The 24,028-nt window shown below is 38.2% G+C and carries 25 protein-coding genes and 2 tRNA genes; 15 read left to right on the top strand and 12 right to left on the bottom strand.

Annotation, left to right across the window (positions count from 1 at the left end):
- Positions 1–39: 39 nt before the first annotated feature.
- Together LEP1GSC203_RS00540 and LEP1GSC203_RS00535 are read right to left on the bottom strand one after the other, a co-directional pair.
- Positions 40–1,038, bottom strand: coding sequence for an SPL family radical SAM protein (locus tag LEP1GSC203_RS00540; protein WP_002971652.1), 999 nt, complete (start codon positions 1,036–1,038; stop codon positions 40–42).
- Positions 1,031–1,897 (bottom strand): hypothetical protein, encoded by an 867-nt coding sequence (locus LEP1GSC203_RS00535; protein ID WP_002971646.1) that lies wholly within the window; start codon positions 1,895–1,897, stop codon positions 1,031–1,033. The genes LEP1GSC203_RS00540 and LEP1GSC203_RS00535 overlap by 8 nt, the downstream gene beginning before the upstream one ends.
- A gap of 27 nt (positions 1,898–1,924) precedes the next feature.
- Here LEP1GSC203_RS00535 and LEP1GSC203_RS00530 point away from each other — a divergent pair, with 27 nt between their 5' ends.
- From LEP1GSC203_RS00530 to LEP1GSC203_RS00510, 5 genes are read left to right on the top strand one after another with little or no spacing between them, the layout of a single operon-like run.
- On the top strand, positions 1,925–2,467 hold the full coding sequence (locus LEP1GSC203_RS00530; RefSeq protein ID WP_002971863.1) for a glutathione peroxidase: 543 nt from the start codon (positions 1,925–1,927) through the stop codon (positions 2,465–2,467).
- Positions 2,451–3,326, top strand: coding sequence for a ChaN family lipoprotein (locus LEP1GSC203_RS00525; RefSeq protein ID WP_039936789.1), 876 nt, complete (start codon positions 2,451–2,453; stop codon positions 3,324–3,326). The genes LEP1GSC203_RS00530 and LEP1GSC203_RS00525 overlap by 17 nt, the downstream gene beginning before the upstream one ends.
- Before the next feature lie 15 nt (positions 3,327–3,341).
- Complete coding sequence (locus LEP1GSC203_RS00520; RefSeq protein WP_002971680.1) at positions 3,342–5,930, top strand: transglycosylase domain-containing protein; 2,589 nt, start codon at positions 3,342–3,344, stop codon at positions 5,928–5,930.
- Positions 5,931–6,899 carry a hypothetical protein gene (locus tag LEP1GSC203_RS00515; protein WP_039936785.1) on the top strand — a complete coding sequence of 323 codons (969 nt, stop codon included), beginning with the start codon at positions 5,931–5,933 and terminating at the stop codon, positions 6,897–6,899.
- Positions 6,899–7,354 (top strand): hypothetical protein, encoded by a 456-nt coding sequence (locus tag LEP1GSC203_RS00510; RefSeq protein WP_002971783.1) that lies wholly within the window; start codon positions 6,899–6,901, stop codon positions 7,352–7,354. The genes LEP1GSC203_RS00515 and LEP1GSC203_RS00510 overlap by 1 nt, the downstream gene beginning before the upstream one ends.
- Positions 7,355–7,362: 8 nt before the next feature.
- Here the strand turns inward: LEP1GSC203_RS00510 and LEP1GSC203_RS00505 are convergent, their stop codons facing one another.
- From LEP1GSC203_RS00505 to LEP1GSC203_RS00495, 3 genes are all read right to left on the bottom strand, one after another.
- Positions 7,363–7,767, bottom strand: a complete 405-nt coding sequence (locus tag LEP1GSC203_RS00505; RefSeq protein ID WP_002971567.1) for a DUF4345 domain-containing protein — start codon at positions 7,765–7,767, stop codon at positions 7,363–7,365.
- A gap of 408 nt (positions 7,768–8,175) precedes the next feature.
- Positions 8,176–8,257: transfer RNA gene (locus tag LEP1GSC203_RS00500), tRNA-Tyr, on the bottom strand.
- 12 nt (positions 8,258–8,269) lie between these two features.
- Positions 8,270–8,344 (bottom strand) — tRNA-Thr (locus LEP1GSC203_RS00495).
- 84 nt (positions 8,345–8,428) lie between these two features.
- Between LEP1GSC203_RS00495 and LEP1GSC203_RS00490 the strand changes: the two genes are divergently transcribed.
- Genes LEP1GSC203_RS00490 through LEP1GSC203_RS00475 form a run of 4 tightly spaced genes read left to right on the top strand, consistent with a single transcriptional unit; the run spans position 8,429 to position 11,539 of the window.
- On the top strand, positions 8,429–8,818 hold the full coding sequence (locus LEP1GSC203_RS00490) for a hypothetical protein (RefSeq protein ID WP_002971737.1): 390 nt from the start codon (positions 8,429–8,431) through the stop codon (positions 8,816–8,818).
- Positions 8,819–8,827: 9 nt separating this feature from the next.
- Positions 8,828–9,640, top strand: coding sequence for a transketolase (locus tag LEP1GSC203_RS00485; protein ID WP_002971611.1), 813 nt, complete (start codon positions 8,828–8,830; stop codon positions 9,638–9,640).
- A 48-nt stretch (positions 9,641–9,688) separates the two neighbouring features.
- A complete protein-coding gene (locus tag LEP1GSC203_RS00480; RefSeq protein WP_002971803.1) occupies positions 9,689–10,582 on the top strand; it encodes a transglutaminase-like domain-containing protein in 894 nt (297 codons plus the stop codon).
- A gap of 3 nt (positions 10,583–10,585) precedes the next feature.
- Positions 10,586–11,539 (top strand): polyprenyl synthetase family protein, encoded by a 954-nt coding sequence (locus tag LEP1GSC203_RS00475; protein WP_002971694.1) that lies wholly within the window; start codon positions 10,586–10,588, stop codon positions 11,537–11,539.
- On the opposite strand, the gene LEP1GSC203_RS00470 is transcribed toward LEP1GSC203_RS00475, so the two are convergent.
- Together LEP1GSC203_RS00470 and LEP1GSC203_RS00465 are read right to left on the bottom strand one after the other, a co-directional pair.
- Complete coding sequence (locus tag LEP1GSC203_RS00470; protein WP_002971816.1) at positions 11,536–13,740, bottom strand: ATP-binding protein; 2,205 nt, start codon at positions 13,738–13,740, stop codon at positions 11,536–11,538. The two genes, LEP1GSC203_RS00475 and LEP1GSC203_RS00470, sit on opposite strands and share 4 nt — an antisense overlap.
- A 23-nt stretch (positions 13,741–13,763) precedes the next feature.
- Positions 13,764–14,468 carry an LIC10920 family plasminogen-binding lipoprotein gene (locus tag LEP1GSC203_RS00465; protein WP_039936783.1) on the bottom strand — a complete coding sequence of 235 codons (705 nt, stop codon included), beginning with the start codon at positions 14,466–14,468 and terminating at the stop codon, positions 13,764–13,766.
- Positions 14,469–14,556: 88 nt separating this feature from the next.
- Between LEP1GSC203_RS00465 and LEP1GSC203_RS00460 the strand changes: the two genes are divergently transcribed.
- From LEP1GSC203_RS00460 to LEP1GSC203_RS00445, 4 genes are read left to right on the top strand one after another with little or no spacing between them, the layout of a single operon-like run.
- Positions 14,557–16,365 carry a chloride channel protein gene (locus LEP1GSC203_RS00460; protein WP_039936781.1) on the top strand — a complete coding sequence of 603 codons (1,809 nt, stop codon included), beginning with the start codon at positions 14,557–14,559 and terminating at the stop codon, positions 16,363–16,365.
- Between the two features lie 17 nt (positions 16,366–16,382).
- Entirely contained in the window at positions 16,383–16,952 is a 570-nt protein-coding gene (locus LEP1GSC203_RS00455; protein ID WP_002971873.1) for an ATP-dependent zinc protease family protein, read from the top strand.
- Position 16,953: 1 nt separating this feature from the next.
- A complete protein-coding gene (locus tag LEP1GSC203_RS00450) occupies positions 16,954–18,537 on the top strand; it encodes a 7TM domain-containing protein (RefSeq protein WP_002971771.1) in 1,584 nt (527 codons plus the stop codon).
- Positions 18,537–19,487: an alpha-L-glutamate ligase-like protein gene (locus LEP1GSC203_RS00445; protein WP_002971732.1), complete on the top strand. Its 951-nt coding sequence runs from the start codon at positions 18,537–18,539 to the stop codon at positions 19,485–19,487. Before LEP1GSC203_RS00450 ends, LEP1GSC203_RS00445 begins: the two co-directional genes overlap by 1 nt.
- A gap of 17 nt (positions 19,488–19,504) precedes the next feature.
- On the opposite strand, the gene LEP1GSC203_RS00440 is transcribed toward LEP1GSC203_RS00445, so the two are convergent.
- Positions 19,505–20,017 carry a DUF6580 family putative transport protein gene (locus LEP1GSC203_RS00440; RefSeq protein WP_002971845.1) on the bottom strand — a complete coding sequence of 171 codons (513 nt, stop codon included), beginning with the start codon at positions 20,015–20,017 and terminating at the stop codon, positions 19,505–19,507.
- Positions 20,018–20,100: 83 nt separating this feature from the next.
- Between LEP1GSC203_RS00440 and mazG the strand changes: the two genes are divergently transcribed.
- Positions 20,101–21,015: a nucleoside triphosphate pyrophosphohydrolase gene (mazG, locus tag LEP1GSC203_RS00435; RefSeq protein ID WP_002971796.1), complete on the top strand. Its 915-nt coding sequence runs from the start codon at positions 20,101–20,103 to the stop codon at positions 21,013–21,015.
- Between the two features lie 7 nt (positions 21,016–21,022).
- Entirely contained in the window at positions 21,023–21,478 is a 456-nt protein-coding gene (locus tag LEP1GSC203_RS00430) for an LIC_13241 domain-containing protein (protein ID WP_002971720.1), read from the top strand.
- Between the two features lie 31 nt (positions 21,479–21,509).
- Here LEP1GSC203_RS00430 and lpxD read toward each other — a convergent pair whose 3' ends face one another.
- The 4 genes from lpxD to LEP1GSC203_RS19500 all read right to left on the bottom strand — a co-directional run bounded on the left by lpxD (position 21,510) and on the right by LEP1GSC203_RS19500 (position 24,013).
- Complete coding sequence (gene lpxD, locus LEP1GSC203_RS00425) at positions 21,510–22,568, bottom strand: UDP-3-O-(3-hydroxymyristoyl)glucosamine N-acyltransferase (protein ID WP_002971606.1); 1,059 nt, start codon at positions 22,566–22,568, stop codon at positions 21,510–21,512.
- A 95-nt stretch (positions 22,569–22,663) separates the two neighbouring features.
- The gene (locus LEP1GSC203_RS00420) at positions 22,664–23,098 is read right to left on the bottom strand and encodes a DoxX family protein (protein ID WP_002971922.1); all 435 of its coding nucleotides are present in this window, start codon (positions 23,096–23,098) and stop codon (positions 22,664–22,666) included.
- Between the two features lie 79 nt (positions 23,099–23,177).
- Complete coding sequence (locus tag LEP1GSC203_RS00415; protein WP_002971636.1) at positions 23,178–23,819, bottom strand: RibD family protein; 642 nt, start codon at positions 23,817–23,819, stop codon at positions 23,178–23,180.
- On the bottom strand, positions 23,816–24,013 hold the full coding sequence (locus tag LEP1GSC203_RS19500) for a (2Fe-2S)-binding protein (RefSeq protein WP_265370187.1): 198 nt from the start codon (positions 24,011–24,013) through the stop codon (positions 23,816–23,818). The genes LEP1GSC203_RS00415 and LEP1GSC203_RS19500 overlap by 4 nt, the downstream gene beginning before the upstream one ends.
- Positions 24,014–24,028: the final 15 nt, after the last annotated feature.

Raw genomic sequence — 24,028 nt, 5'->3', positions numbered from 1 at the left:
TAAGGATAAGAAGTAGTGATAGAAAAGAAAAGGAAAAATTCAGGAATAACTTACTTTTATTTGAGAAGGAGAAAAATGTTTGTGTAAGGCTGTTGACATTAGTTCTAAAATTTCTTCTGTTTCTAATTCTGAATAAGAAACTATTTTATCTTTTTTTTCAAAAGCATGAAATAAAATGGAAGAGTCCTTTCTGGCATCCACCATCCTTTTCAGAAAATCAATATTCATTCTAAAACCACCAAAACTAATGTCTGTAATGCCCTCAACCTTTAGTTCTTTCCCTAATGTATCGGCTAACGATTGGTAATGGATTTGCCAATTCGGAACTCGCAATATCGGATCAATGCAGATACGAACCTTCCATCCATCGCGGATGGCATGGCCTATGGCTTTTAGTCTGGCTTGTAAAGATGGAGTTCCATGTTCGATGGTTTCAATAATGGTTTGTGGACTTAAAGTCCAGGCCAAAATCACGTTGGGGTTAGGAGGACAGTTTGCAATTTGACTATAGTTAGTTGACTTAGTTCTTATCTCTAAACTTAAATTTGGTTGAGATTCTGCAAACTTTAGCCAAGATTTGGTTGCAGGAAAAAAAGATTCCAATGCCAAAAGATCTGTGTCGTAAGACAAGGCAAGGTAGAGTGATTTGTTTTCCTCTAAAAAGGTATTTGTAGCAGAAAAAAAATCTTCCCAATTCACAAATAACACGAGATTGGCGGAAGGAAACATTCCTTGTAAATAGCAGTATTCGCAGTCATAAATACAATTGAGTGCCATTGTATTGTAATAGAAGTGCTGATGAGAGAAGTTAGGTGAAAAATCACTTCCTGGATATAAAAATTGATCCTTTTTTTCAGCTAAAATCAACTTGGGAGTTTCTTTTTGGATGCGAAAGTTTTGTGAGTTTCGATTAAAACTATCTTTATAATGCCGAATCAAAACCGGAATGGCATTTGGGAATTTTGCTAATATTTCTTTGGTTCGAACGTGGTCTTTGATCCCTTCTTCAATATAAATATGAGAAAATGTTTTAAACATGCAGAGAATTTCTCCAAGTTTCCAAATAAGTTTTTAAATCAGTTTTAGATTTTAAATTAGCTTTTGCGGATTCATCGGGAAAGGGAATGGGGGAACTTGGATTTCGTAATCGAAAAAACCGAATGGATTTTTTGAGGTCATGTTTCATTGTTTCTGTTAGGCGGAGATTCTGGACAAAATTTTCTACCTGGGGCCAGTCCATGGTTTCAATTGGGTCGGTGCGAGCCCAAGGAAGCGGAGATATCCATTCTTCAAATAAAGTTTTTGCAACCTTTTCCATCATTTTTTCCACATCTTCCAATTGGCAAAATTTCCCCTCAAGGTGATCTGATACAACTTTTCCCACTGCAATATTTTCTAGCGGAAAATAAAGTGATGCCGCTTCAAAAAAACCAGAACCTTCCATATCCACTAAACTTACCCCATCTAACTCTTCTTTTGTGAGAGATAAAAATCTGTTTATGTTTTGTTCTTTGGTTATGGGTCTATCAAAAGTAGTGAGATTTGTTTCCCTGGTGAAATGAGAAGTTAGGATTCGATCTGGATAAAAATCTTTGTGAGTGGTAGCTTCTGTAATTTTATGAATCCAAGAAAAATCGCCTAACAATAGCTCGTTATTGTTCGAACCTGCAATTCCCAAATTCCAAACCTTCATTTGGTTTCTTTCTTCTTTGGAAAGAGAATGAGCGTATTCGGAAACGGCCAATGCCATCGGAAGTTTTCCTGTACCGGAAATAATGATCGAATGAGAATCTTTTTGGAAAATTCGAAATTTTCGAGAATTGGCTAAGGGTTTTGCCTGCAAAAGTTCCAACCATGGTTTGGCTTCGGAAAGAACAGCGAAAAACAATGCAGACATAGTCTAAACATGGAACAGGGGGGTTCCATGCAAAGAAAAGTTTTGTTTGCCATTTTTCTCTTAACCAGTTTCTCTATCTATGCCGGAGGAAAAAAGATGTCATTCCATGATTTCAAATCCGTATCCATCCAAGGGAAAGAAGTTTCCCTTTCCGAATACAAGGGACACCCAGTACTTGTAGTCAACGTAGCATCTAAGTGTGGTTATACGCCGCAATATGAAGGTCTTGAAAAAATTCACCAGTCCTATAAAGACAAAGGATTGAAAGTGGTTGGTTTTCCTTCCAATGATTTTGGAGGTCAGGAGCCAGGCACTGAAACACAAATTGCTGAGTTTTGCAAACTAAACTTTGGAGTCACTTTCGACCTTATGAAAAAAACCAAAGTCCTTGGAAATGATAAAGATCCCGTTTATCAGTTTCTCACTGAGAATGCAAAAGAAAAAGGGGATGTAAAATGGAACTTCGAAAAATTCCTAATCGATAAAGACGGTAAAGTAGTTTACCGGTTTCCTTCGGGAACCAAACCAGAAAGTGCGGAGTTAAAACAAGCGATTGAAACCCTTCTTTAGTCTGTTTTGGCCTGCGTTTTTTTTAATTCTCCTGTTCGTCTTGGGAATTTCTGCTGAGGAAGTTTCCAAGTCCGTACAAATCGTTCGGACATCGACGGCAGAAACGGTTACGATTGCCGAGGTTGTTAAAGAATCTTTCAAATTTGATGTCATTGTATTGGGAGAAGAACATGACAACCAAGACATCCACCGTTTCTACGAAGCATTGTTTAAAAGTATCTCGGAAGTAGAATCTACTTCCTTGTCTTTGGAAATGTTGGAACAGGACCAACAAAACATTGTCAATGAATTTATAAAAGGAACTATTTCAGAATCACATTTTCTATCTTCAATCACTCATTGGAAAAACTTTAAAACCGACTATCTACCGTTAGTATCCATAGCTAAGGAAAAAAAATGTAATGTAGTTGCGGCCAATCCTCCTCGGCGTTATGTAAATGTAATTTCCAGAAAGGGTTTGTCTGCCTATCGTGAGTTTTCCGATATAGCAATCCAATATCTACCTCCTGCCTATAGTTTGGAAAAATACCTTACGGAAGATTACAAACAAAGGTTAACTGCTCTCTTTTCAGAAGGGCATGGGACAGGCCACGGAGTTGAAAATCAATACTTGATTTTGGGACAAGCCACTTGGGACCAGGGAATGGCTGAAGCAATTTCCCGTGAATTTTACAAAACAAAAAAGAAGGTGGTCCACTTAAACGGTCGCTTTCATTCGGACAGAAAGGGTGGTGTCGTGCACAGACTACGAGAAATGGGGCTTTCCGTCTTAGTTCTCTCTGGATTTGTCAAAGATCGGGAGGAGAGCAGTGAATTTGTGAAAATCGCTGATTTTGTAATTTTAACAAACGGCCGATAAGATTAGGGAGAACCTATGTCGGAACCTTCTCCTAAATACCTTTGTCCCCATTGCCAAAAGGCTTCTCGGTTACCAGAACCAATTCCGAGAGTCGGTAAGTATCAGTTAACATGTGCTCATTGCAAAGAAAAGGTAATTCTTAACTTTACAGACTATCGTTTCGAGATTTTGCAAGTAGTGACCAAAGAACCTCAGATTCCTGAGGGCGCTCAGTCCTTCCAACCTTTTAAAATTCCTACACCACCAATCGCAAAATCAAATTCCTTTAAAGAAAGAACGGAATCAAAATCAAAACCATTTTGGGAAAGAAAGGTTGTCTTTGAAAGAGAACCAGAAGTTCGGACACCTAGACCCAAACCATTAAAACAAAGACTCATCAGTGGGAGAGGAAAATCTCCAAAGTTTTCTTATGTCAAACTGGCATTTACGGTTACTTCCCTTTGTTTGTTTTTATTTATACTTGGGTTTTCATACTTTGTAGCTGGAGTGCTCACTACAAAAAAAGAAGTGCCTATGTATTTGGAGACTTTATCCAAAAACATACCCACTAAAATTTTGGATCGTAATGGACAAATGGTAAGTGAAATTTTTCAAAAACGAACTTCCACCTTACATTTGCAAGACTATCCAGAAGATATGATTTCTATTCTATTGAATATCGAAGATCAAAAGTTTTTCTTTCATGGAGGGATTGATTATTCTGCTATCCTTCGTGCCTTTTTTAAAAATATCATCAACTTAAGTTATAAACAAGGTGCTTCCACCATTACACAACAGTTAGCAAGAATCATTTTAGATGATCGTCGCAAAAGTTTAAACCGTAAATGGAGAGAAGCACAACTGGCATTTGCTTTAGAATCAGTGCTAACCAAAGAACAAATTTTGGAAACCTACATGAACCATGTTTACTTGGGGCACGGTGCTTTTGGTTTTGGTGAAGGCATTAAATTTTATTTTCAAAAAAATCCAATGGAGCTCAGTAAAGAAGAAATGGTTCTATTAGCATCACTTCCTTCTGCACCTAACAAATACTCTCCACTGAAAAATCCTGAAGATTCCTATACTCGTGTTAGGGCCATATTACAAATGTTTCGGAATCGGGGAATTTATCCTAATTTAGATCGAGATAAGTTTGTTAGTTTTTATCATAATCTATCTACTCGTTCTCCGAATGAAACTGTTTTTGGTTCGAGACAAGACATTGCCCCTTATGTAACAGAACATGTTCGAGGAATTTTATCATCCTTAGAGGGAGATAAAAATATTTATGAAAGTGGTGGGTATACAGTAGAAACCACTTTGGATCGCGGAGCACAAGAACTGATTGGTCCCATGGTACGTGAGTATCTAACAAAAAACAGAAAGTCCGGAAAAATCCAAAAAAAACGAGTCCGATTGAAACCGGAGTCTCCTATGGATTTAGCTTTTCGGCAGAAAATGGAAGAAGTTGCCATCTTAAACGAAATAGTATGGAATACTGATAGTTTAGATTCTGAAAAAGATACTAGTGCTGTCCAAGCAGCCATTGTAGGAATTCAACCAAATACAGGTCAGGTGTTATTTATTCATGGGGGTGAGGAATTTAATTCACAAAACCAGTTTAATCGAGCCACTCAAATGCGTAGACAAACAGGAAGTTCCATCAAGGCAGTGTTATACGCCTCGGCCATTGATGCCGGTGTGATCCAAGCAGGAACAAGAATATTAGATGCACCTTTGTACTACCGTGGTGGAGGTGGAAAGGAATGGGCTCCTGAAAACTTGGGTGGAAGTTTTGATGGAGAAATTTCTCTAAGGACTGCGCTTGTGAAATCAAAAAACACAGCAGCCGTACAAGTAGCAGAACGATTGGGAAGTGCTGGGATTGAACGTTATTTTACGAAATATTTTTTCCCGAACGATGCAGAAAAGAAAGCTCGTTATCGGGGTGATTTGTCTTTGGCTTTGGGAACATTAGAAATCTCTCCCTTGGAGATGGCATCTGCGTTTACAGGATTTGTAAACCAAGGAACTGTGAAACGACCTTACCTCATCCAAAGAATTAAAAATGCAAAAGGTGTGGTTTTGTATGAAGCGGGTGGCACAGACGAATTCAAATTAAAACTTCCACCAGAACGCCAAGTGATTCGTCCTGATACCGCCGAAGTGATGGTATCTTTACTTAGAGATAGTGGACGTGCGAGTGGAGTACGGAGCGGTGGTTATGCGGGAGACCTCATTGGTAAAACGGGAACCACAAATGATTATAAAGACGCTTGGTTTGTGGGCGCAAGGCCAGACTTAGCATTGGCTGTATGGATTGGATACGACAATCCAAAATTTGGAATGGGTGGTAGTGGACTTGGGGGAGCGGTGGCAGCACCACTTTGGGGAGAGATTGTATCCTCTATCGATAAAAAAAACATCATTCCAAAAATTCAATTTAGCCAACCTGTATATGCAAAGTCTTATAAAATTTGTTCTTTAACAGGTAAACTTGCATCTCCCACATGTCCTGCAACCAATGAACTCTACCTTTCCGATCATCCACCAGAAGGAATTTGTACAGAGGATCATAAGTCTGTGCAATCAGAGAACAAAGATTTGATGAAAGGATTGTATTAATTGAAATCGAACCGCATACAACTCATTTCATTCTGTGTTATTTTACTCTTTATAGTATTTAATTCTACTCTGTCTGCAAATTCATACTACGAAGAAGGGTATGAGATGGAACAATTGAATACTCTATTTGCTATTCCTTTGTATGAAAAAGCTCTAAGCCAAAAGCCATCGGGAAAATTACAAAAGGCAGTAGTATCAAGACTTTTCTTTTTGTATAAAAAACATGGGAAACTTTTGGATGCTTTGTTTTTGGGAAGTAAGTTTCCTTCCGTCATTGCATCCAAAGAAAGGGGATGGATCTGGTCTCACCTAACGGAAATTTATAAGCCAATAGCTGTATCCGAACTTTCGGCCACTTATGTATTGGCATCCAAGGCCTCTTCCGATCATTTCACAGAACTTTCGAATTATTTAAAAAATGCAAACTCACAAAAATTATATGAATTTGCATCTATACTCCTTTTGAAACGAAAACAATATAAAGTAATTTTATCGATTTATGCAGAAAATTCTTCGATGGCGAAAACCCCTTTATTTATTGGGATTTCTGAATTTAAAATGGGAGCCGATTCCGGTAAGGAATTTTTAAAAACGATACTCGGTGAAACAGAAACTGAGCGCACAGAGCAGGAAAAGTCAGACGTTTTGTATTTGATGGGTGTTTACTATCGCCAAACAGCCGAATATGAATTGTCTGCACGTTACTTTCGCATGAGTGGAAGTTTTGGATCCAAACCTAGAGCTGATTTAGAAACATCTAAATCTCTTGTACTCAAAGGAAATACAAAAGAGATGTGTTCTACATTTAAATTTACTTCGTCCTCTACAGATGAAATTGAAACTCTATTGTATTATTACTGTTCTCCTAATTCCAACAATTCATGGAGACCTTATGAAAGTAGCATTCGTATCTTAGCAGAAAGAGAAGGAAATGAATTTTTAACTTTGTTATTTCCGGGGACAAACTAATGAATCGTAATTTCTTTCTTTATACTCTAAGTTTCATTTTTCTTTTATCGCTCTATCCTGTGTACGCAAATTTTTTAGTCACACCGGAACAATACTTACGATTGGAACTTGGATCTTCTCGGGATCAAATCCGTTTTTGTAAACAAAAACCACTTTTGGTATTTGGTCGTAATTCCATTGCTCCTTCCGTTACCTGTCAATTTTTACCGGAAACCGAAGTAAGTTTAGATCAGTTCTTTAGTGAAGAACTGACTGAAACCGAAGAAACACAATGGGCCTTCTATGATGCGTCAGGAAAACAAATATTTCCTACAGTCACTTGGGAAGGGCAAGAGGCATTGTATTTGGTATCTGTTGTGCGTTCCAAACGAGGCCAGTTCGGCGTGCAGTTGCAAAGGAAAAAAGAGGGAGCCTATTTTTTCTATCGAACGAAGATGCAGAACTGGTTGCTATAGATTTTATGTTACTGAGAAACAATATCTTTTTGTCTTAAGAATTGTAGTATCCACATAACGATAGGCAAACTGAGTTCTAAACTAACATATATATAGAGCCTGGCTTCTGTTGGCATTCCGACAGTAACCATAGAAATCAAACGTCCCATTCCAGACAAAAAAACAGCAGCACCCATGATATAAACTAGGTCACCTTGTTTGCGAATGGTAAGAGCAATCCATAAAGCAATGAAACTTGCTCCAAGAAGTATCCCTGCTAAATATCGATATACATTGTCCGCATAAGGAGTCACTGACGTTCCATCAGGAAAGATGATAGAAACACCTCGAATCAAATTGGTAATTCCACCAGATAGGCCAATCAGAAACACTAGGAAAAATAGAAACTGTAAGGTTCTTTCTTTTTTGTTCATTTGGACCTTTGATAACATTCACTAGGTGGGAGAACAATCTATAAATGGGAAGGATTCGCCCACCCTTCACTCCGCCATCCTGGCTACGTTCGCGCGGGCCCGTCGTCGCTCTTTTCCGCGTCGTGCGGAAACTTCTCCCTATGGGTCGAAGTCGAGCTCCTTTATTCGAATCCTTCAATTGGTTGTTAGTTGGGGATTTCTTTCTGTGGTAGTAGAGACTTGTTTGGGCAGGGAAGGATTCGCCCACCCTTCACTCCGCCATCCTGGCTACGTTCGCGCGGGCCCGTCGTCGCTCTTTTCCGCGTCGTGCGGAAACTTCTCCCTATGGGTCGAAGTCGAGCTCCTTTATTCGAATCCTTCAATTGGTTGTTAGTTGGGGATTTCTTTCTGTGGTAGTAGAGACTTGTTTGGGCAGGGAAGGATTCGAACCTTCGAAGGTAAAACCAGCAGATTTACAGTCTGCCCTCGTTGGCCACTTGAGTACCTACCCGAAGAAGTTGCATGGAGCCGCCTGAGGGATTTGAACCTCCGACCGGCTGTTTACAAAACAGCTGCTCTACCACTGAGCTAAGGCGGCATGCATTTCCAATTTTTGTGAAAAGCCGTTAAGGTCAAATAAAAATTCTTTGAGCGGAGGTGGATTCTTTCAGAATGACAGGAGATGGCACTGTTTTTGGTCAATTCTCTCATGACGATTTCCATAATCGGTTTTTATTTGGGGTATTTCTTTCGAAAGACTGACCAAAAACGACATAGGCTCTTCAATACCATCGGGATTTTAGCAAATCTTTCTGCAGCTGTCTATTTACTTAGCATTAAATATTTGTTAGGTGGCATTGCGGAGCACCAAATTTATCCAATAGCACCGGAAATCATTATACACATTCATCGTTTTTTTGCAGCTATAGCCCTAATACTTATGTTGTGTATGGGTTATTTGGGGTGGAAAAGAAAACGAAACTTACATGTAAAATTGCATTACATCTTTTTGCCATTGTACACGATTGTTTATATCTCCGGTCTGTTTTTATTTCAATCAAAACCGCTTTAAGGAATGTTCATGGAAAAAATTGAAGTCGCAAAAAAATTTGCAAAAGATATCCGAATCCAAGTAATCAAAATGGTTACGGCAGCCAACTCTGGTCACCCAGGTGGACCCCTTGGACTTGCTGATATCTACGCGGCACTTTATACTTCTATTTTAAATCATGATCCCAAAAATCCTGAATGGCCTGAAAGAGATCGCCTCATACTTTCCAATGGTCATGTTTGTGCGGTTCGTTATGCTTCTATGGGACTTTCTGGTTATTTCCCCGTAGAAGATTTACTTACGTTTCGTAATATCAATTCTTATCTTCAAGGCCACCCTTCCACTCGTTATATGAAGGGTATTGAATCTAGTTCCGGATCTCTTGGACAGGGATTGTCTGTATCTGTTGGTTTGGCACTTGGTGCGAAACTGAAAAAAGAGACATATAAAATTTATACATGTATTTCTGACGGAGAATGTGGCGAAGGAATGACTTGGGAAGCAGCACAATCTGCAGTCCACTTCAAAACAGATAATCTTATTGCCTTTATGGATCGTAACTATATCCAAATTGACGGAAACACAGAAGAAGTGATGAAGTTAGAACCTTTGGATAAAAAGTTCGAGATGTTCGGTTGGAACGTAATCAATGCAGACGGACATAATATGGAAGATATTTTTGCTGCATTTGCGAAAGCAAAACAACATACCGGTGGACCAACACTAATTGTGTTTAGAACTATTTTAGGAAAAGGTGTCTCTTACATGGAGAATAATCCTAAATGGCATGGAACACCTCCGAACAAAGAACAAGAAGCGCAAGCACTTGCAGAATTAGCATAATCTTTTAGATTCGATTGACATTTTTGTTTTTATAAAGATAGTTTTTGCATGGGTCAAACTTCCTTTCCTGACTTTTATCCGGATGATATCACTCGTTTATTGTATGATTGGGAAGTTGCCCCTCCTGAAAAAAAACGATTTCTATTAAAACTGATTGCCTCTCGCATTCCATGGCAGATCCAATTGGAATCTGCTTTGGATGAAGTGAAAGATCCTTATCTTCGTGTGCAAGCTCGTAATTTAAAATCAGAGATTACTCGTCACAGACTTCGTCATTCCTTCTTCAAACTCACGTTACGCGGGAATACTAATCATTATAAAGATTTGGAAGAGATGGCAGTGCAGTTATCTAGTATTGGTTTTCCTGACCAAAACTATGCCGAAATCAAACACGAATTGGATCGTATTGCTCTTCGAGTGTCTGAATTGTATGATGACCACTCTGGTTATTTAACCGATGAACTCAAAGTGCAAATCCTCTGTCAGGTTTTATTTCAAGAAGAAGGTTTTGTTGGAAATATCCAAAATTATAACGATCCTGGTAATTCTTATTTATTTCAAGTAATCAAAAGTAGATTGGGGATTCCAATTTCATTGTCCGTCGTGTATTTGTTAGTTGGCCAAAGGTTGGGTTTGCCACTTTACGGAACCAATTTACCACTCCATTTTCTATTACAATATGAATCGGAAGGTTACTTTACCTACATTGATCCGTTTCATGGCGGTGTTTTGTTAGATAAGTTTACTTGTGAGAAGTTTTTGGAAGCAAATGGATATTCCAACTCGCCAAAATATTTCACTAAAGCCTCCACACTTTCCATGATCAAACGTATGTGTAGAAATCTTATTCACATCTACAGAGACAACCAAACAAAAGAGATGGAAAATATAATTAAAGATCACCTCCAGATTCTAGACAGTAAATCCACTCATGTGGAATAAAAAATGAAATCAAATCTTCGAATCCAATCCATCTTAGCGAAGTTTGATAAAAATTTAGATGGAATCATCAAAGAAGACATTCCTGTTCTTAAAAAAATAAAAAAACATGTCATCACATCTGGTGGAAAAAGGATTCGGCCTTTTTCTCATTATTTATTTTGCCAATTTCTGAATGTAAAAGATAAGAACTGGCTTGATGTAGGAAGTGTTGCAGAGCTTATCCATGCAGCAAGTTTACTTCATGATGACGTAGTAGACAATGCTCCCATTCGACGAGGCAAACCAACCATTGGTTCTTTGTTTGGAGACAAAACTGCTATTCTTGCCGGTGATTATCTGTTAGCTTGTGGAATTAGTAGACTTAACTCACTTGGTAATGCAGATCTAATGGAAATTTTTTCTCAAGTGTTAAAGGATCTTTCTGTAAGTGAATTGTTACAGATGGAATGGGAAAAAAATCCAAAAATTTCCTTAAAAATATATGATTCAATCATTTATGGAAAAACAGCTTCACTTTTCGGTGTATGTACGGAAGCAAGTGCCATCCTTGCTGGTAAATCAAAAAAAGAAAGGGCTATAGTTCGTGATTTTGGTGTTAGGTTAGGAAAACTTTTCCAAAAGAAGGATGATTGTTTGGATTACTTTGTTGATTCGAATGTGAGTGGTAAGGAATTTTTAAAAGATTTTAAAAATGGATTATTTACTTACCCCGTATTAGTTCTTCGTAACCAACTGGGTCTCTTGGAAAAAAGAAAGTTAGAATCTGTATTCAAAAAAGAAGAAAGAAATTCTTCTGATGAATCGTATATCTTGAACTTGATGGAATCTAAAAAAATATCTTCGATGTTACAAAAAGAGCTGAGTTCTGAAAAAAACTATTTACTTAGTTTTTTAAATCAATTTCCAAATAGCTCCGAACGGCAGTTATTTGTAGAACAGTTGGATAGACTCACTTAATAATCTTCAATAAATGGCTCGTTGGGATCAATGAATTCAATCACTGGAAGTTGGATAGAAAAACAAGTCCTGCCAGGTTCTGATTCTATATAGATATTACCTTTGTGTTTTTCGATGATCGATTTTGTAATTCCAAGTCCCATTCCTGTTCCTTCTCCGTGATTCTTTGTGGTGAAAAAAGGATCAAAAATCTTTTTCTGAATTTCTAAAGGAATTCCTGGGCCATTGTCTATAACTTTGACCTCTACCAGATTACCTTTTTTTTCTGTAGTGATCATAAGGTTTCCTTTTTGATTCATGGCTTCCAATCCATTTAAAATCAAATTGGTCCATACTCGGATTAAGTCTTCCGGCCAACCAAGGATTGTTGCATCTGTCAGAAAAGTTTTTTTTAATGAAACTTTCCCTCGCATTCTATATTGATAAATTGTTAATACTGTTTCAATGTTTTCAAGTAAAGTGAAGATCCTTCTCTCTTCTGCTTTTGTTATACGAGAAAAGTTTTTGAGAGCTAATATGATTTTTGAAGATCGGTCTACGGCGATCTGAATTATGGATAAATGGAGTTTGAAGTTTTTTTCCTCAAAAATTAAATTAGAAAGTTTTTCCTGTCCTGATTTGAGAAGGGCGATCTCTTCATCGAACAACTTGGTAATTCCCACATCCAAAAATCTTTCGAGCATACCTTCATCGATATCTAAACCATTATCTTTGCATGTTTTTTTAAGACTTGCTTTTTTGTCTTTTCGTTCCGTATAACTTGCTACAAGTCCAAAATCAGATTGATAGGTAAACATTTGTTTGATGGTCTTGATTTCAGACGGGTTAAGTGATGAGTAGATGTTTTCTTTATTACCTATATTCTTGATCTCATTGTTTTTTGATTCAATCAGCGTTTCAATTGATGCTTTGATCGCACTGAGAGGGTTGTTGATTTCATGAGCAACACCGGCTACTAGTTTTCCTAATTCTGACATCTTCTCGGAAAATACAAGTTGGCTTTCCGTATGACTAATTTGCAATAGGGCACTTTCTAGTTTTTCTTTTTGAGTTTGAAGTTCTTTGGTTCGTTCTAAAACCATAGTTTCTAGTTCTGCATTTTCTTTGGTTACTGTTTGTTCTTTTATGATACGGTTTTGGATTTGGAATTTTGAAATTGCTATCGTAAATATTGTCATTTGGACCGCAGCCCCAATTTCATTGGCTGAACTTAAAAATGGAAAAGAAGGTAAGTATCCAAGGTTAGCAAAGATGAGTAAAGTTGTGCTGATTTGTCTGACTAAAAATGCGTAAAATAAGACATTTGCACTCTCAGTTTTTTTTATCATACAATAAATGGCATAACTGAAATTCGCAGTAGAGAGTATTAGGCTATTAGCATAAATAAATCGGAAATATAATTGAAGATCAATGAATACGATAAGGATGGAGGTTAATAAAAAATAAGCATAGAAAATTAAATATCTGTCTGCATCGGGATATTTCTGTTTGGTATGAAGAAACTCTCTTAAAAAAAGAATGAGTCCGAATGGACTTAGCGAAACAAGACCCGGCACGTATCTATAAAACCACTCCCAATTACTAAATCCATATTCATAAAATAAACCCGATCTAAGAACGTTTGTGAATAAAATGGAAACTGTCGCAAAAGTCAGGAGTAGATATATTCTTTCTCTTAAGATTATGTATTGAGTTGCAGAAAGAAGGCAAACTAGAATACATAGTCCAAAATAGAAACCCTGCCAAAGAGAGATCGATTTGGTATATTGTAATAAACTAAATTCATCTCGGATGCGAAAGTTGACTCTATGAGTATCATCAGAGCGAATTCGAAATCGGTAGGTACCCTTTTCCTTTGCTGGAAAAACAAATCCTCCTGAAAATGAAACTTCTGGAAGTTTTTTTCTCACCAATCCTGTTTGGACTTTTGAAACAATTTCTCCGTTTTGAATTAACTCATAATCCAGTTCAGAGATCATTCCGTTTTCAAAGTGAAAGTATCTCGAAGGACTTTCTTCTAAACTGATTTGGTAGTAGTGACTTTCTTTGGTAAATCCGAAATAGAAGAGGGAGTTGTGGTCTTTGGGGTTAAGGTCTGTTAGTTTGGTATTAGGTTTGGTTCCTAAATGCCAAAGTCCAAGACCACCTTCTGCCGAAAGAGAAAGTGGAAGGAAAAAAAGACAAATGAGGATCCGATACAATCTTTAAGATCGTTAGCTGGATTTTATTGTGGAACGATATTTGGAGCGTTACACTTTAATGTTCCGCGAATGATAACAGACTTTGCATCTGTAGTTGTATTTTGTACGAGACAAGTTTTGTTATCAGATGTAAAACATTGTGTTGTTGAAGTTCCTGATGTACAGTTCACACTATCTAAAGTATTACATGAGTTTAAAATCGTAGTCGATGCAGTAGTAGAGCTATAAGTTCCGTTTAAAGTGATTTCCAAGTTAAAGAAAGAAATTTGTTGTGCACTTTGAAGTGCTGTATCTATATTAATCCCTTGGTTAAACCATTCTACGGTCCCTTGCGTTCCTTGGACAGTTTTACCGAATGCTCCTCCAGCAAGTACAAACCCTTGTTGCGGATCGATCTTTCCTTGGATTTGTGTACTATCATAAGTAAAACGAAGGTTTAGAGTTTCCTTTGTTTTAAAGATAAGTTGGGAAATAACCGTAAAACGTGTGTTATTTGATGTTGATGTGGACCCAGTAGTTCCTGTTGTGGTCCCAGTTCCTGTGGTTGATGTAGTAGCTGGCGTGGCTTGCCCACAGCTAGTGGTGATATCGCTATCCACTTCCCCTAAGAAGTAGAGGCCGGGTTCTCCTTCGGCAAGCATAGACAATTCCGCTTTGTTTTCGTTTTTAAGACCACAAGCGGTAAAAACTGAGGAAAATACCAAGAGGATTACGATAGATCGAACCATACCATCCAATCGTCACAGGAATTCATTCCCTGGTCAAGAGGATTCAGAATTTCCTTGGGAAATTTAGAGGAAATTCCAATCTTGCCCTATGGGGTCAAATTTCGGTCTAAAGGGTGTGTTTTCTATCCAGGGACCGCGATCGATTTATGTCTATTCTCTATTCATTGGTCTGCTTTCTGGTTTTGGAGCTTATGGTTTCAACTGGGCCTTAACATGGACGGAATCCTTTACCTTCGGTAACCTAATGGGTTATGATCCGGGCATTCCTTCCGGGGATTTACACTTCCATTCCATTGGAACTGTTGGCCCAATTTCTCCTCTTTGGATTGTTTTTTTACCTGCCATCGGTGGTCTCCTTGTTGGAATCATCACTAGTTTCTTTTGTATGGAAGCCCAAGGAGGTGGAACAGATTCACTCATCTATGCATTCCATTTCAATGAAGGAAAAATTCAGGCCAAAGTTCCTTTTTATAAAGCGCTCGCCACTATACTTACGTTAGGTTCCGGAGGTTCGGGCGGAAAGGAAGGACCCACCGCACAAATTGGAGCTGGGTTTGGTTCCAGTTTGGCAGGTTTTCTCGGTGCAGGAGCTCGGGCTCGTAGGACATTGATGTTAGCCGGAACTGCGGGCGGCCTCGGTGCCATTTTTCGTGCTCCTTTAGGTGGTGCCATCACTGCGGTGGAAATGGTATACCAAGAAGATATCGAAAGTGATTCTCTAGTTCCTTGTATTCTTTCCTCGGTTACCGCTTATCTTACATATACAAGTATTGCGGGAAGTGGCTCTATATTTTCAGTACAAGAATATAGTCTGAATGATTATCGGCATATACCATTATACATTCTGCTTGGACTTCTTTGTTATATCGTTGGATATTTTTTTGTGAAAGTATATCATCTAGTTCAAGATGTATTTTCCAAACTTCCTTTGCCAAATTACTTAAAACCAGCGTTTGGTGGACTCATTGTCGGATGTATTGCTTTGTTGTTTCCTGAAGTATTAGGTTCTGGATTTGGACTCATCCAAAGAATGATCAATGGGGAAGTTTTACAATCGACTAGTTTTGGGTTTTCTGGTCCTTTTTTCCTTTTAGCTGTTGCATTATTTAAAGTGTTTTCTACCTCACTCACTGTTGGCTCAGGAAGTTCTGGAGGATTACTCGGTCCATCTTTTGCCATTGGTGGTATGTTAGGTGCATTTGTTGGCTCTATGGCTCAAGTGTTGTTTCCGGAATTAAATATCATCATCTTTCCGTTTCTTTTAGTAGGAATGGGATCTTTTTTTGCCGGTGTAGCTCGTGCACCGATTGCAGGAATGATTATGGTTTGCGACATGATTGGAAGTTATGAATTGTTACCTCCTCTTATGATTGTATCTGTAGTTGCCGTCGTTTTGTCTCATAGAACTTCCATTTACCGAAACCAAATCAAAAATAGATTTTTGTCTCCTTCCCATCATTGGGATATGAACCAAGACATTATGGATCGGATTCGTATCACCGATCATTTTTCTGAATTTCGTAAGTATGCAATGGTATCCGAACATCTCTCGTTGACGGAGTTACAGTCCAATGCACCCGGGATCCAAGCGAGTGATTTTATACTTGTGGGATCAGGGGAAGAGTATAAGGGAATTGTATCACTTCGAAAAAATAGAATCCTTCCGGAATTTGAAGCAGATTTAAAAAACCTGATTACTTGCGGAGAAATTGTACAAGATGTTCCCTCTGTTTGCACAAAGGACACTTTGGGTAAGGCTCTTCGCATTCTTTTAGAATATGATGTCGACAAACTTGCGATTGTTGAAGATGGTAAATGTTTAGGATATTTGAGATACATTGATTTATTCAATGCGTATCAAAATGAAGTGAAAAATAAACAACGTAAGTCAGTATGAGATTTTCCAGACATTTTATGAACCTTCCCTCATTTCATTCGCGAATATTTTTTCGTAAATTCACATACTCATTTATATTATTTCTAATTCTGGTTTTGGCGAATTGTTTTGGTTCCAAACAAATCATCGAAAAAAAACCTGATTTACATATCAAACCGATTGTCATCCCTCCTCAATATTTAAAGCCAATTGTTGGGCGAGTGGAGTGGGTTGAATTTCCCAATTGGAAATTGAAACTTCGAGCCAGGGTAGACACTGGTGCTAAATCCTGTTCCATTCATGCGATTAATATAGAGAGAGTCACAGAAAATGGTGAAGTTTTTGTATTATTTGATACCTTCGTCGACGAAAAACCGGTTCGTTTAAAGAGTAAATTTATCAAAGAAGCAAAGGTGACTAGTACTTCCGGTATTTCTGAAAATAGAATCATTATCAGTGAATTGATGAAGATGGGAAAGTATAAGGAAGAAGTGATTATTAATTTAAATGACAGAACAAATCTGACTTATCCTATACTTATTGGCAGAAACTTCCTAATGGGTAAGTTTCTGGTAGATGTGTCTTTATCACATGCCTTAGGGGACTAGTTTGGATCGTAAAACTTTAATTACTGTATCTATCCTGATGATTCTTCCGATTGTATCAATTCTTTATAAACTAAATGTTGCAGAATTATCACTTTTGCCTGTGGAAGTCGATGATACAGTTAATTTACAAGTAGTCATCCTCCCAAAAGAAAATGTGGCGATATCGGAAGTAACCTTTCCTATTCCAAAACAATTCATCCAATCTAGAGTTCTTAAATCTAATACCAAAGTGGAAGATCTAGATTTTCGACTACAGAAAAAACAGTATGGTCATTTGGGGATTTGGGAAGGAGAAGATTGGAATTCATCTATCGGATATTATGCGAAAATAAAAATTCTTCCATACTCTCATTCCAATCCGGAACCAGAAATTGTTCCAGAAAATAAAAAACAACCAAGTAAAGAGCCATACTACCTTTCTTTAAAAAACTTTTCTCCAGAAGAAATTCGTTTAGCTAAAAAATTATTTGAACAAATTCATCCCTACGACAAAGACAATGTTGCCTCCGCCAAACAAATATACTATTTTATTTCTGAAGAAGTTTTAAATACCACCAAGGAAATTACACTCGCAGATACAATTCGTCTGAATAATGGCAGTGCTTATACGCAAGCCATGTTATTTTCTTTGCTTTGTCGTATGAAGGGAATCCAAACACGGACAGTGGCTGGCTTTGATTTATCCAAACAAAACACAAAAGACAATAAGTCAAAACTGAGTTTTTGGAATGAAATCCGAATTCATGGGAAATGGTATTTTGTGTCTACTTACAAAAACATTTTTGCACATAGTGTCAGTGGATATCTACCACTATGGAAGTCTGTAGAAGAGAGGCGTTCCCTTGGTGAAGAACCGGCTACTTTTCGTTATACTGCTTATATTACTAAATCAAATGTAAATCGTTATAATTTTAAAGAATATAGCGAAGAAGTGGCCTCAAGTAATAGTTTTTTACGTTATTATTCTTTGTATAGCCTTCCCACACCTTTACAAAATTTGTTTCGTTTGGTGATTCTCATTCCTATCGGTGCTTTGGTTTTGTCTGTGGCCAGGAATATGATTGGGATTCCAACCTTTGGAATATTTACCCCTATATTACTTGCTATGTTTTTTTATGAGACGAATCTCCTCTTTGGGATTAGTTTTTTTCTTTTGATGATTGGGCTTGGTTTTTTTGAAAGGTATGCTTTGGATAAATATTATCTTTTGGCAGTTCCTAGGCTTTCTATTTTACTCACCATCACTGTCATTACGCTGATTTTATTTTCTGTTTTGAATGAAGAAATATCTTTTTTTAATCAGATGAGTGTGACTTTATTTCCGATTGTTATCACCACAATTTTTATTGAACGATTTTCGATTATGATCATTGAAGAAGGGATAATGCATTCCTTTGTGACTTTAGCGGGAACACTACTCATTGCACTAATCAGTTATATGATATTCTTTTTTGGATCCTTACAAATCCTCTTTTTTACTCATCCCGAATTGTTGTTTGTTGTGATAGCCATTCAGATTTTGCTTGGCCAATACAAAGGATACAGAGTTTCAGAACTTTTTCGATTTAAGGAAATATTTAAGTAGTGATCTCTCTTTTCAAAAAATTTGAAGAAGAGGGTGTTCTTGGAATCAACCGCCGAATCGGCGAATACATTTTACCTTATAATCCAAGAGAATACTATCCGTTAGTTGATGATAAATGGAAAACTGCCGAACTCGCAAGGCAGTTCAACGTTCCTATGCCTTATCATTATGGAGTTGTAGATACATTCGGGGGAATTCGTAAAACTAGGGAACTGATCCAAGACCGGCCTGGTTTTGTTGTGAAACCAGCAAACGGTGGTATGGGAAATGGAATCCTTGTGATAGCCAGTGAATCAGAGGCAACCAATGGTTTAATCCGTTACCATAAAGTAGATGAACGAACACTTACAGAAAAAGAACTTAACCATCATATCTCAGGGATTTTATCTGGTCTCTATTCTTTAGATGGGAACTCAGATACTTGTATATTACAAGAACGATTGGAATGCCACTCTTTCTTTCAAGAGATATCGTTTCGTGGAATACCAGACATACGTGTGATTGTATTTTTAGGTTATCCAGTGATGGCAATGTTACGTTTGCCGACTAAGGAATCAGGAGGAAGGGCAAACCTCCACCAAGGAGCCCTCGGTGTGGGAGTCGACCTTCGATCAGGAGAACTCACTCACTCAGTTTGTAATGATAAAATTGTTCATTTCCACCCAGACACAAAACAGACATTAAGTGGGCGTGTATTACCTCATTGGGAAACTATTTTAGAAATGGCATCTCGGTGTTACGATATGTCTGGACTCGGATATTTAGGTGTAGATATCGTACTCGATGAAACAAGAGGGCCACTTCTTTTGGAAATGAATGCAAGGCCAGGGCTTGGAATTCAAATTGCTAATCGAATGGGGCTTTTAGATCGTTTGCGGATTGTGGAGAAGATAAAGAATTCGGCAGATGGTCCTAAGACCCGTGTCCACCGAATGTTTCAAGAGTTGTAAATAATGATTAACTTTGTTTAGGCGCTTTGTTTTGCGGTAACAAACACGGTTCTATTGAGTAGGGCCATAGATCCGAAAAGGATTCCAGAATACACTAAGTCACCAGCAATCGAATTTTGAAAAAATGGAATGGCTAGTGTAAAACAAGTCACAAGGCCAGTTCCATCCAATGGATACATTCCGCTCGTCGCCCAAACGGCAAAGTTAGTGAGAACAAAGAAGACAACCGATCCAACTACCGTATACCCAAAGGATTTGGTAAGTGAAGATCCAATTTGTTTTCCAAAGAGAACTGCCAAAATCATAAATCCATACACAACTGGCATGAGGTCATGAAATCCAATAAAAAAATCGGAAACTAACATCGCCAAAATAGGAACGAAAAGAGCAAGTCGTCTGTCTGTCAAATAGGCACCCGAAAACAAAGAAACAGCCAAAATGGGCGTAAAATTCGGTGGGTGTGGTAAGATACGGCTGATGACAGTAGCGATCACCATGAGGATGGCAACGGAGACACGGGATTGGAACATAGGGATAGACTCGTAAAGGGGGGGGGCTTTCGCAAGATAAAATTTCCGTTTGCTTCCCGCAAGGTTCGGGAAAAATACAATCAGTGAACCCTCCTAATTTTGATTCTCCCTTGGAAAACTTACTTGCACTGACAGCGGATCTACGTAGCCCTGAGGGTTGTCCTTGGGACAAAGAACAGACCCATCTTTCTGTCATTCCTCATTTACTAGAAGAAACCTACGAAGTGGTAGATACCATCGAGCGGGGTGATGACAACCATCTAAAAGAAGAACTAGGAGATTTACTTTTCCAAATTACATTTCATAGCCAACTCGCCAAGGAACGGGGTGCCTTCGATTTCCAAGATGTCGCCAATGATGTATTCCAAAAATTAGTTTTTCGCCATCCTCATGTTTATGGAAACCAATCGGGAATAGATTCTGGGGAACAGGTACTTACCCAGTGGGAAGAACTAAAACAAAAGGAAAAAGAAAACAAAGGGAAAATAGATTCCGATAAAAGTATTCTTACCGCAATTCCGAAAGCACTCCCCGCAATTCAACGTTCCGAAAAAATACAAAGCAAAGTCACCAAACAAGGATTTGATTGGCCTACCGTTTCCGGAGTATTCGAAAAGTTTCAGGAAGAAATAAAAGAATTGGATACAGAACTAAAGTCCCAAGGTTCTTTAAATACTAAAAAACTACCTTATAACGAAAGAGTAGAAGATGAGTTAGGTGATTTGTTCTTCTTGTTAGTCAATTTATCCCGCAAACTTTCAATTGATCCAGAAACTTGTTTACGTAGGGCCAATGAAAAGTTTGAATCTAGATTTCGAATCGTAGAAGACTTGGTAACACAAACAGGAAAAACTTTGAAAGACCATTCTTTGGAAGAGCTAGATTTGTTTTGGGACCAAGCGAAGTTGCAATTAAAGGCAAAGTCTCCCATTACATCCACAACAGATACGAAATCTCAAAAAAATGCAGGTTCAGTGAACCAAGGTTCCCAACCTTAGTCCCAATATGAATTCACTTGATTTAAACGATTTACCATTTTTAAAAGAGGAATCACTTCGTGTCTTTCATTGGTTACTTGCAGAATATCCAAAGGTAGGGGTACAAAAGAGTTCCAAAGAAGAAAGTTCCAATGTACATTCTAAAGAAAACTTAGAAACTCAATCCGAGGATCAATTGGAAACAATAGAGCTTCCTACATTTCCTATCCGATGGAAAACGGAACAAATGGGGAAAATTTTCGAATGGGTAGTATCAGATATGGGTTCCGTGACACTTAGGTTAGGTGGTTTGGAAGGGAACCGGAGAAACCCTTCCCCCATTTTTTATTTGAGTCTTAGGAAAACGGATGAAGGGAAATTTTTTTGGACCGATCCGGAAGGAAATCCAATTCTTTTTCCTGATCCTTCTATTCGAAAAGAAATCCAAAACCGAATCCAACTGTATGTTGATTCGGTTTCTTAAATGAAAAGGATGAATGAATCCAAAATTTGATTTAAGATTCTTTCGTTTCGATTCCCACTTTTTTTTCAATGTTTTCAATGCGTTTGAGCCATTTGTTTAAGTTCACAATGTTTTTGATATTCACTCGATACTTTTGGAACTCTGGGAAAGTAAGACCTAAGTCCCAGCCCACATAAACATCTTTTGTTTTTGGAGAAGTTCGGAGGCTAGACCCACCTGCAATGATGGTTCCTTCAACGAGTGTTATATGGTCACTAATAGCACAAGCACCACCAATGATTACATAGTTTCCTAGTGTGACACTTCCAGCCAAACCAGATTGACCTGCAATGATGACATGATCTCCTACCTTACAGTTGTGAGCAATATGAACCATATTATCAAATTTACATCCGTTCCCGACTGTTGTATCCGTAAGAGCACCGCGGTCAATGGTACAATTGCTTCCGACTTCTACATCGTCACCAATCACAACACGACCAACTTGGGGAATTTTGTTGTGTTTTCCTTCTGCAAAAACAAAACCAAACCCATCGCCACCGAAACTAGAATTACCAAATACGATAAAACGTTTTCCTACAATCGTATCATCAAAGAAAACACAGTTTTTTCCAATTCGAGAACCATCGCCAATATGAACACGGTCTCCAATTTTTACTCCATCTTCAATGATACAGTCATTACCAATGACAGAATCCTTACCAATAGTTACAAAATGTCCGATGTCTGTATTGGATCCAATTTTTGCAGTAGGATCAATTGCAACTTGCGTACTATGTTTTCCTGTAGGTTGTTTTTCTGGAAAAAACTGACGTATGATTTTTGCCGTAGCCAGTTCTACTTTGGGTACAATGATTAAAGCTTTTTCAGAAAGAGAGTCTACCATATCTTCAGAAACAACGAGAAGGCGTGCTTTAGAAGCTTTTGCTTCATTTACAAATGTTTTGGATGCTACAAAAGAAATTTCGTTTGTAGAAGCTAATGAAAGTGAGGTGAGTCCAGTAAAAGAAACAGAATCAATACTATTTGTATTTTGAAATTTTGCTTCTGGTAGTAGTGACTGGAGAGTAGATAGGTTGATTGAGTGCATCTCCGATTCCTTATCGTTGGTTTAAGACAAGGAATCAGAGAGGTCAAAGTTTGGCTAACACTATTAGATAGTCTTAGTCAAGATTTTATAGATGATTATCCTTCTATTTTATGGGCAATGATATCATCAAGTGAAAACGAACCAGCACCTTTAATGATCAGTGGGATTGCCAAACCAAAAGTTAAAAGTTGGTATTCGTAACCACCTTTGTCAGCAAAGAATCCGTTTGGCAAATGAACGAGTAGAGTAGCTCCTACCATCGTTGCAAAAATTCCAAAAGCAGCAACTCTAGTCAATAGTCCAAGGATTAGACCAATAGCTCCAAAAAATTCAGCGATGATCGCAAGAAGTGCTAAGATGTACGGAATGCCCAATTGTCCTGTAAAGAAACCCATAGTTCCTTCGAATCCGTATCCACCGAATGCACCTAGAACTTTTTGAGCTCCGTGGGGAAGAATGACAACTCCGAGAGTGACACGGAGGATGGTGAGTGTAATGTCTTTGTTTGTTGCGAGTAATTTGTAAAACATAGAACCTCTTATTGCTAAATAGTTTAATATCAAACTATTTGATGCTGATGGAACCCGTCAATCCTAATTTTAAAAAAAATTAGCCTTTTTCATAAACGAGGAAAATTTCGTTTCCTTTGGCAAAATGGTCTTTGAGGGTCCAACTGTTTTTATCAAAACCTGGAAGTTCAGAATTACGATCGGCAATGCCCGCAAGTCCGGTTTTTCCGATGATAAAAGGAACTACCGTGACATAGATTCGATCCACAAGGTCTGCTTCTAAAAAGGAAAAATTGAGTTTGGGCCCACCTTCCAAAAGAACATTTTTGTATCCTTTTCGTTTTAGAATCCCCGTAACTTTTTTGGGATCGATGTCATCAGAATCCAATGCAAAAATTTCGGCTTTGTTTTCGAGACTGGTTTTGATTTCTTTAAGATTCGATTTTGTACAAATGATGAGAGGGATATGGTCGGATTCTTCAAAGACATGTTTGTCTGGAGGCAGGGTTCCTTTGCGAACCAAAATGACTGGCCTTGGGTTTAGGGCATTGGGTATGGCTCGGATTTTAACGATAGGATTGTCGTTTAATATAGAGTTTTTTCCTACAAGGATCGCATCGGATTGCGAACGGTAGACATCCATTTGGGTTTTGTCCTCGCTGGAAGTAAGGCCATACCAACGACCATCCGGTCGAACGACCTTTCCGTCCAAGGTCATGGCCATATTGATCGATAATTTCATGAAATTTTCCTCCGTGAGAGATTCTGCAATTCGCGCTGGAGGATGTGGTACACCTGCATGGAGCAGGTGCCGCAGCCGGTAGAGGCCCTTGTGGTTTCTCTGATTTGTTCCATTGTCACGGCGCCCGCATGGATGGCACGGACTAATTCATCTTCAGTCACCATTCGACATAAACAGACCCGCTTGGGTCTCATGAGGGAATTTAAATC

Source organism: Leptospira terpstrae serovar Hualin str. LT 11-33 = ATCC 700639, from assembly GCF_000332495.1.
GTDB lineage: Bacteria > Spirochaetota > Leptospiria > Leptospirales > Leptospiraceae > Leptospira_A > Leptospira_A terpstrae.
This window is presented reverse-complemented; position numbering and strand designations above follow the sequence as displayed.

Coding starts and splice junctions, on each gene's coding strand:
- LEP1GSC203_RS00540 (WP_002971652.1), bottom strand. CDS start 1,038: ATGTTTAAAACATTTTCTCATATTTATATTGAAGAAGGGATCAAAGAC.
- LEP1GSC203_RS00535 (WP_002971646.1), bottom strand. CDS start 1,897: ATGTCTGCATTGTTTTTCGCTGTTCTTTCCGAAGCCAAACCATGGTTG.
- LEP1GSC203_RS00530 (WP_002971863.1), top strand. CDS start 1,925: ATGCAAAGAAAAGTTTTGTTTGCCATTTTTCTCTTAACCAGTTTCTCT.
- LEP1GSC203_RS00520 (WP_002971680.1), top strand. CDS start 3,342: ATGTCGGAACCTTCTCCTAAATACCTTTGTCCCCATTGCCAAAAGGCT.
- LEP1GSC203_RS00510 (WP_002971783.1), top strand. CDS start 6,899: ATGAATCGTAATTTCTTTCTTTATACTCTAAGTTTCATTTTTCTTTTA.
- LEP1GSC203_RS00505 (WP_002971567.1), bottom strand. CDS start 7,767: ATGAACAAAAAAGAAAGAACCTTACAGTTTCTATTTTTCCTAGTGTTT.
- LEP1GSC203_RS00490 (WP_002971737.1), top strand. CDS start 8,429: ATGGCACTGTTTTTGGTCAATTCTCTCATGACGATTTCCATAATCGGT.
- LEP1GSC203_RS00485 (WP_002971611.1), top strand. CDS start 8,828: ATGGAAAAAATTGAAGTCGCAAAAAAATTTGCAAAAGATATCCGAATC.
- LEP1GSC203_RS00480 (WP_002971803.1), top strand. CDS start 9,689: ATGGGTCAAACTTCCTTTCCTGACTTTTATCCGGATGATATCACTCGT.
- LEP1GSC203_RS00475 (WP_002971694.1), top strand. CDS start 10,586: ATGAAATCAAATCTTCGAATCCAATCCATCTTAGCGAAGTTTGATAAA.
- LEP1GSC203_RS00465 (WP_039936783.1), bottom strand. CDS start 14,468: ATGGTTCGATCTATCGTAATCCTCTTGGTATTTTCCTCAGTTTTTACC.
- LEP1GSC203_RS00460 (WP_039936781.1), top strand. CDS start 14,557: ATGGGGTCAAATTTCGGTCTAAAGGGTGTGTTTTCTATCCAGGGACCG.
- LEP1GSC203_RS00455 (WP_002971873.1), top strand. CDS start 16,383: ATGAACCTTCCCTCATTTCATTCGCGAATATTTTTTCGTAAATTCACA.
- LEP1GSC203_RS00440 (WP_002971845.1), bottom strand. CDS start 20,017: ATGTTCCAATCCCGTGTCTCCGTTGCCATCCTCATGGTGATCGCTACT.
- LEP1GSC203_RS00430 (WP_002971720.1), top strand. CDS start 21,023: ATGAATTCACTTGATTTAAACGATTTACCATTTTTAAAAGAGGAATCA.
- lpxD (WP_002971606.1), bottom strand. CDS start 22,568: ATGCACTCAATCAACCTATCTACTCTCCAGTCACTACTACCAGAAGCA.
- LEP1GSC203_RS00420 (WP_002971922.1), bottom strand. CDS start 23,098: ATGTTTTACAAATTACTCGCAACAAACAAAGACATTACACTCACCATC.
- LEP1GSC203_RS00415 (WP_002971636.1), bottom strand. CDS start 23,819: ATGAAATTATCGATCAATATGGCCATGACCTTGGACGGAAAGGTCGTT.
- LEP1GSC203_RS19500 (WP_265370187.1), bottom strand. CDS start 24,013: ATGAGACCCAAGCGGGTCTGTTTATGTCGAATGGTGACTGAAGATGAA.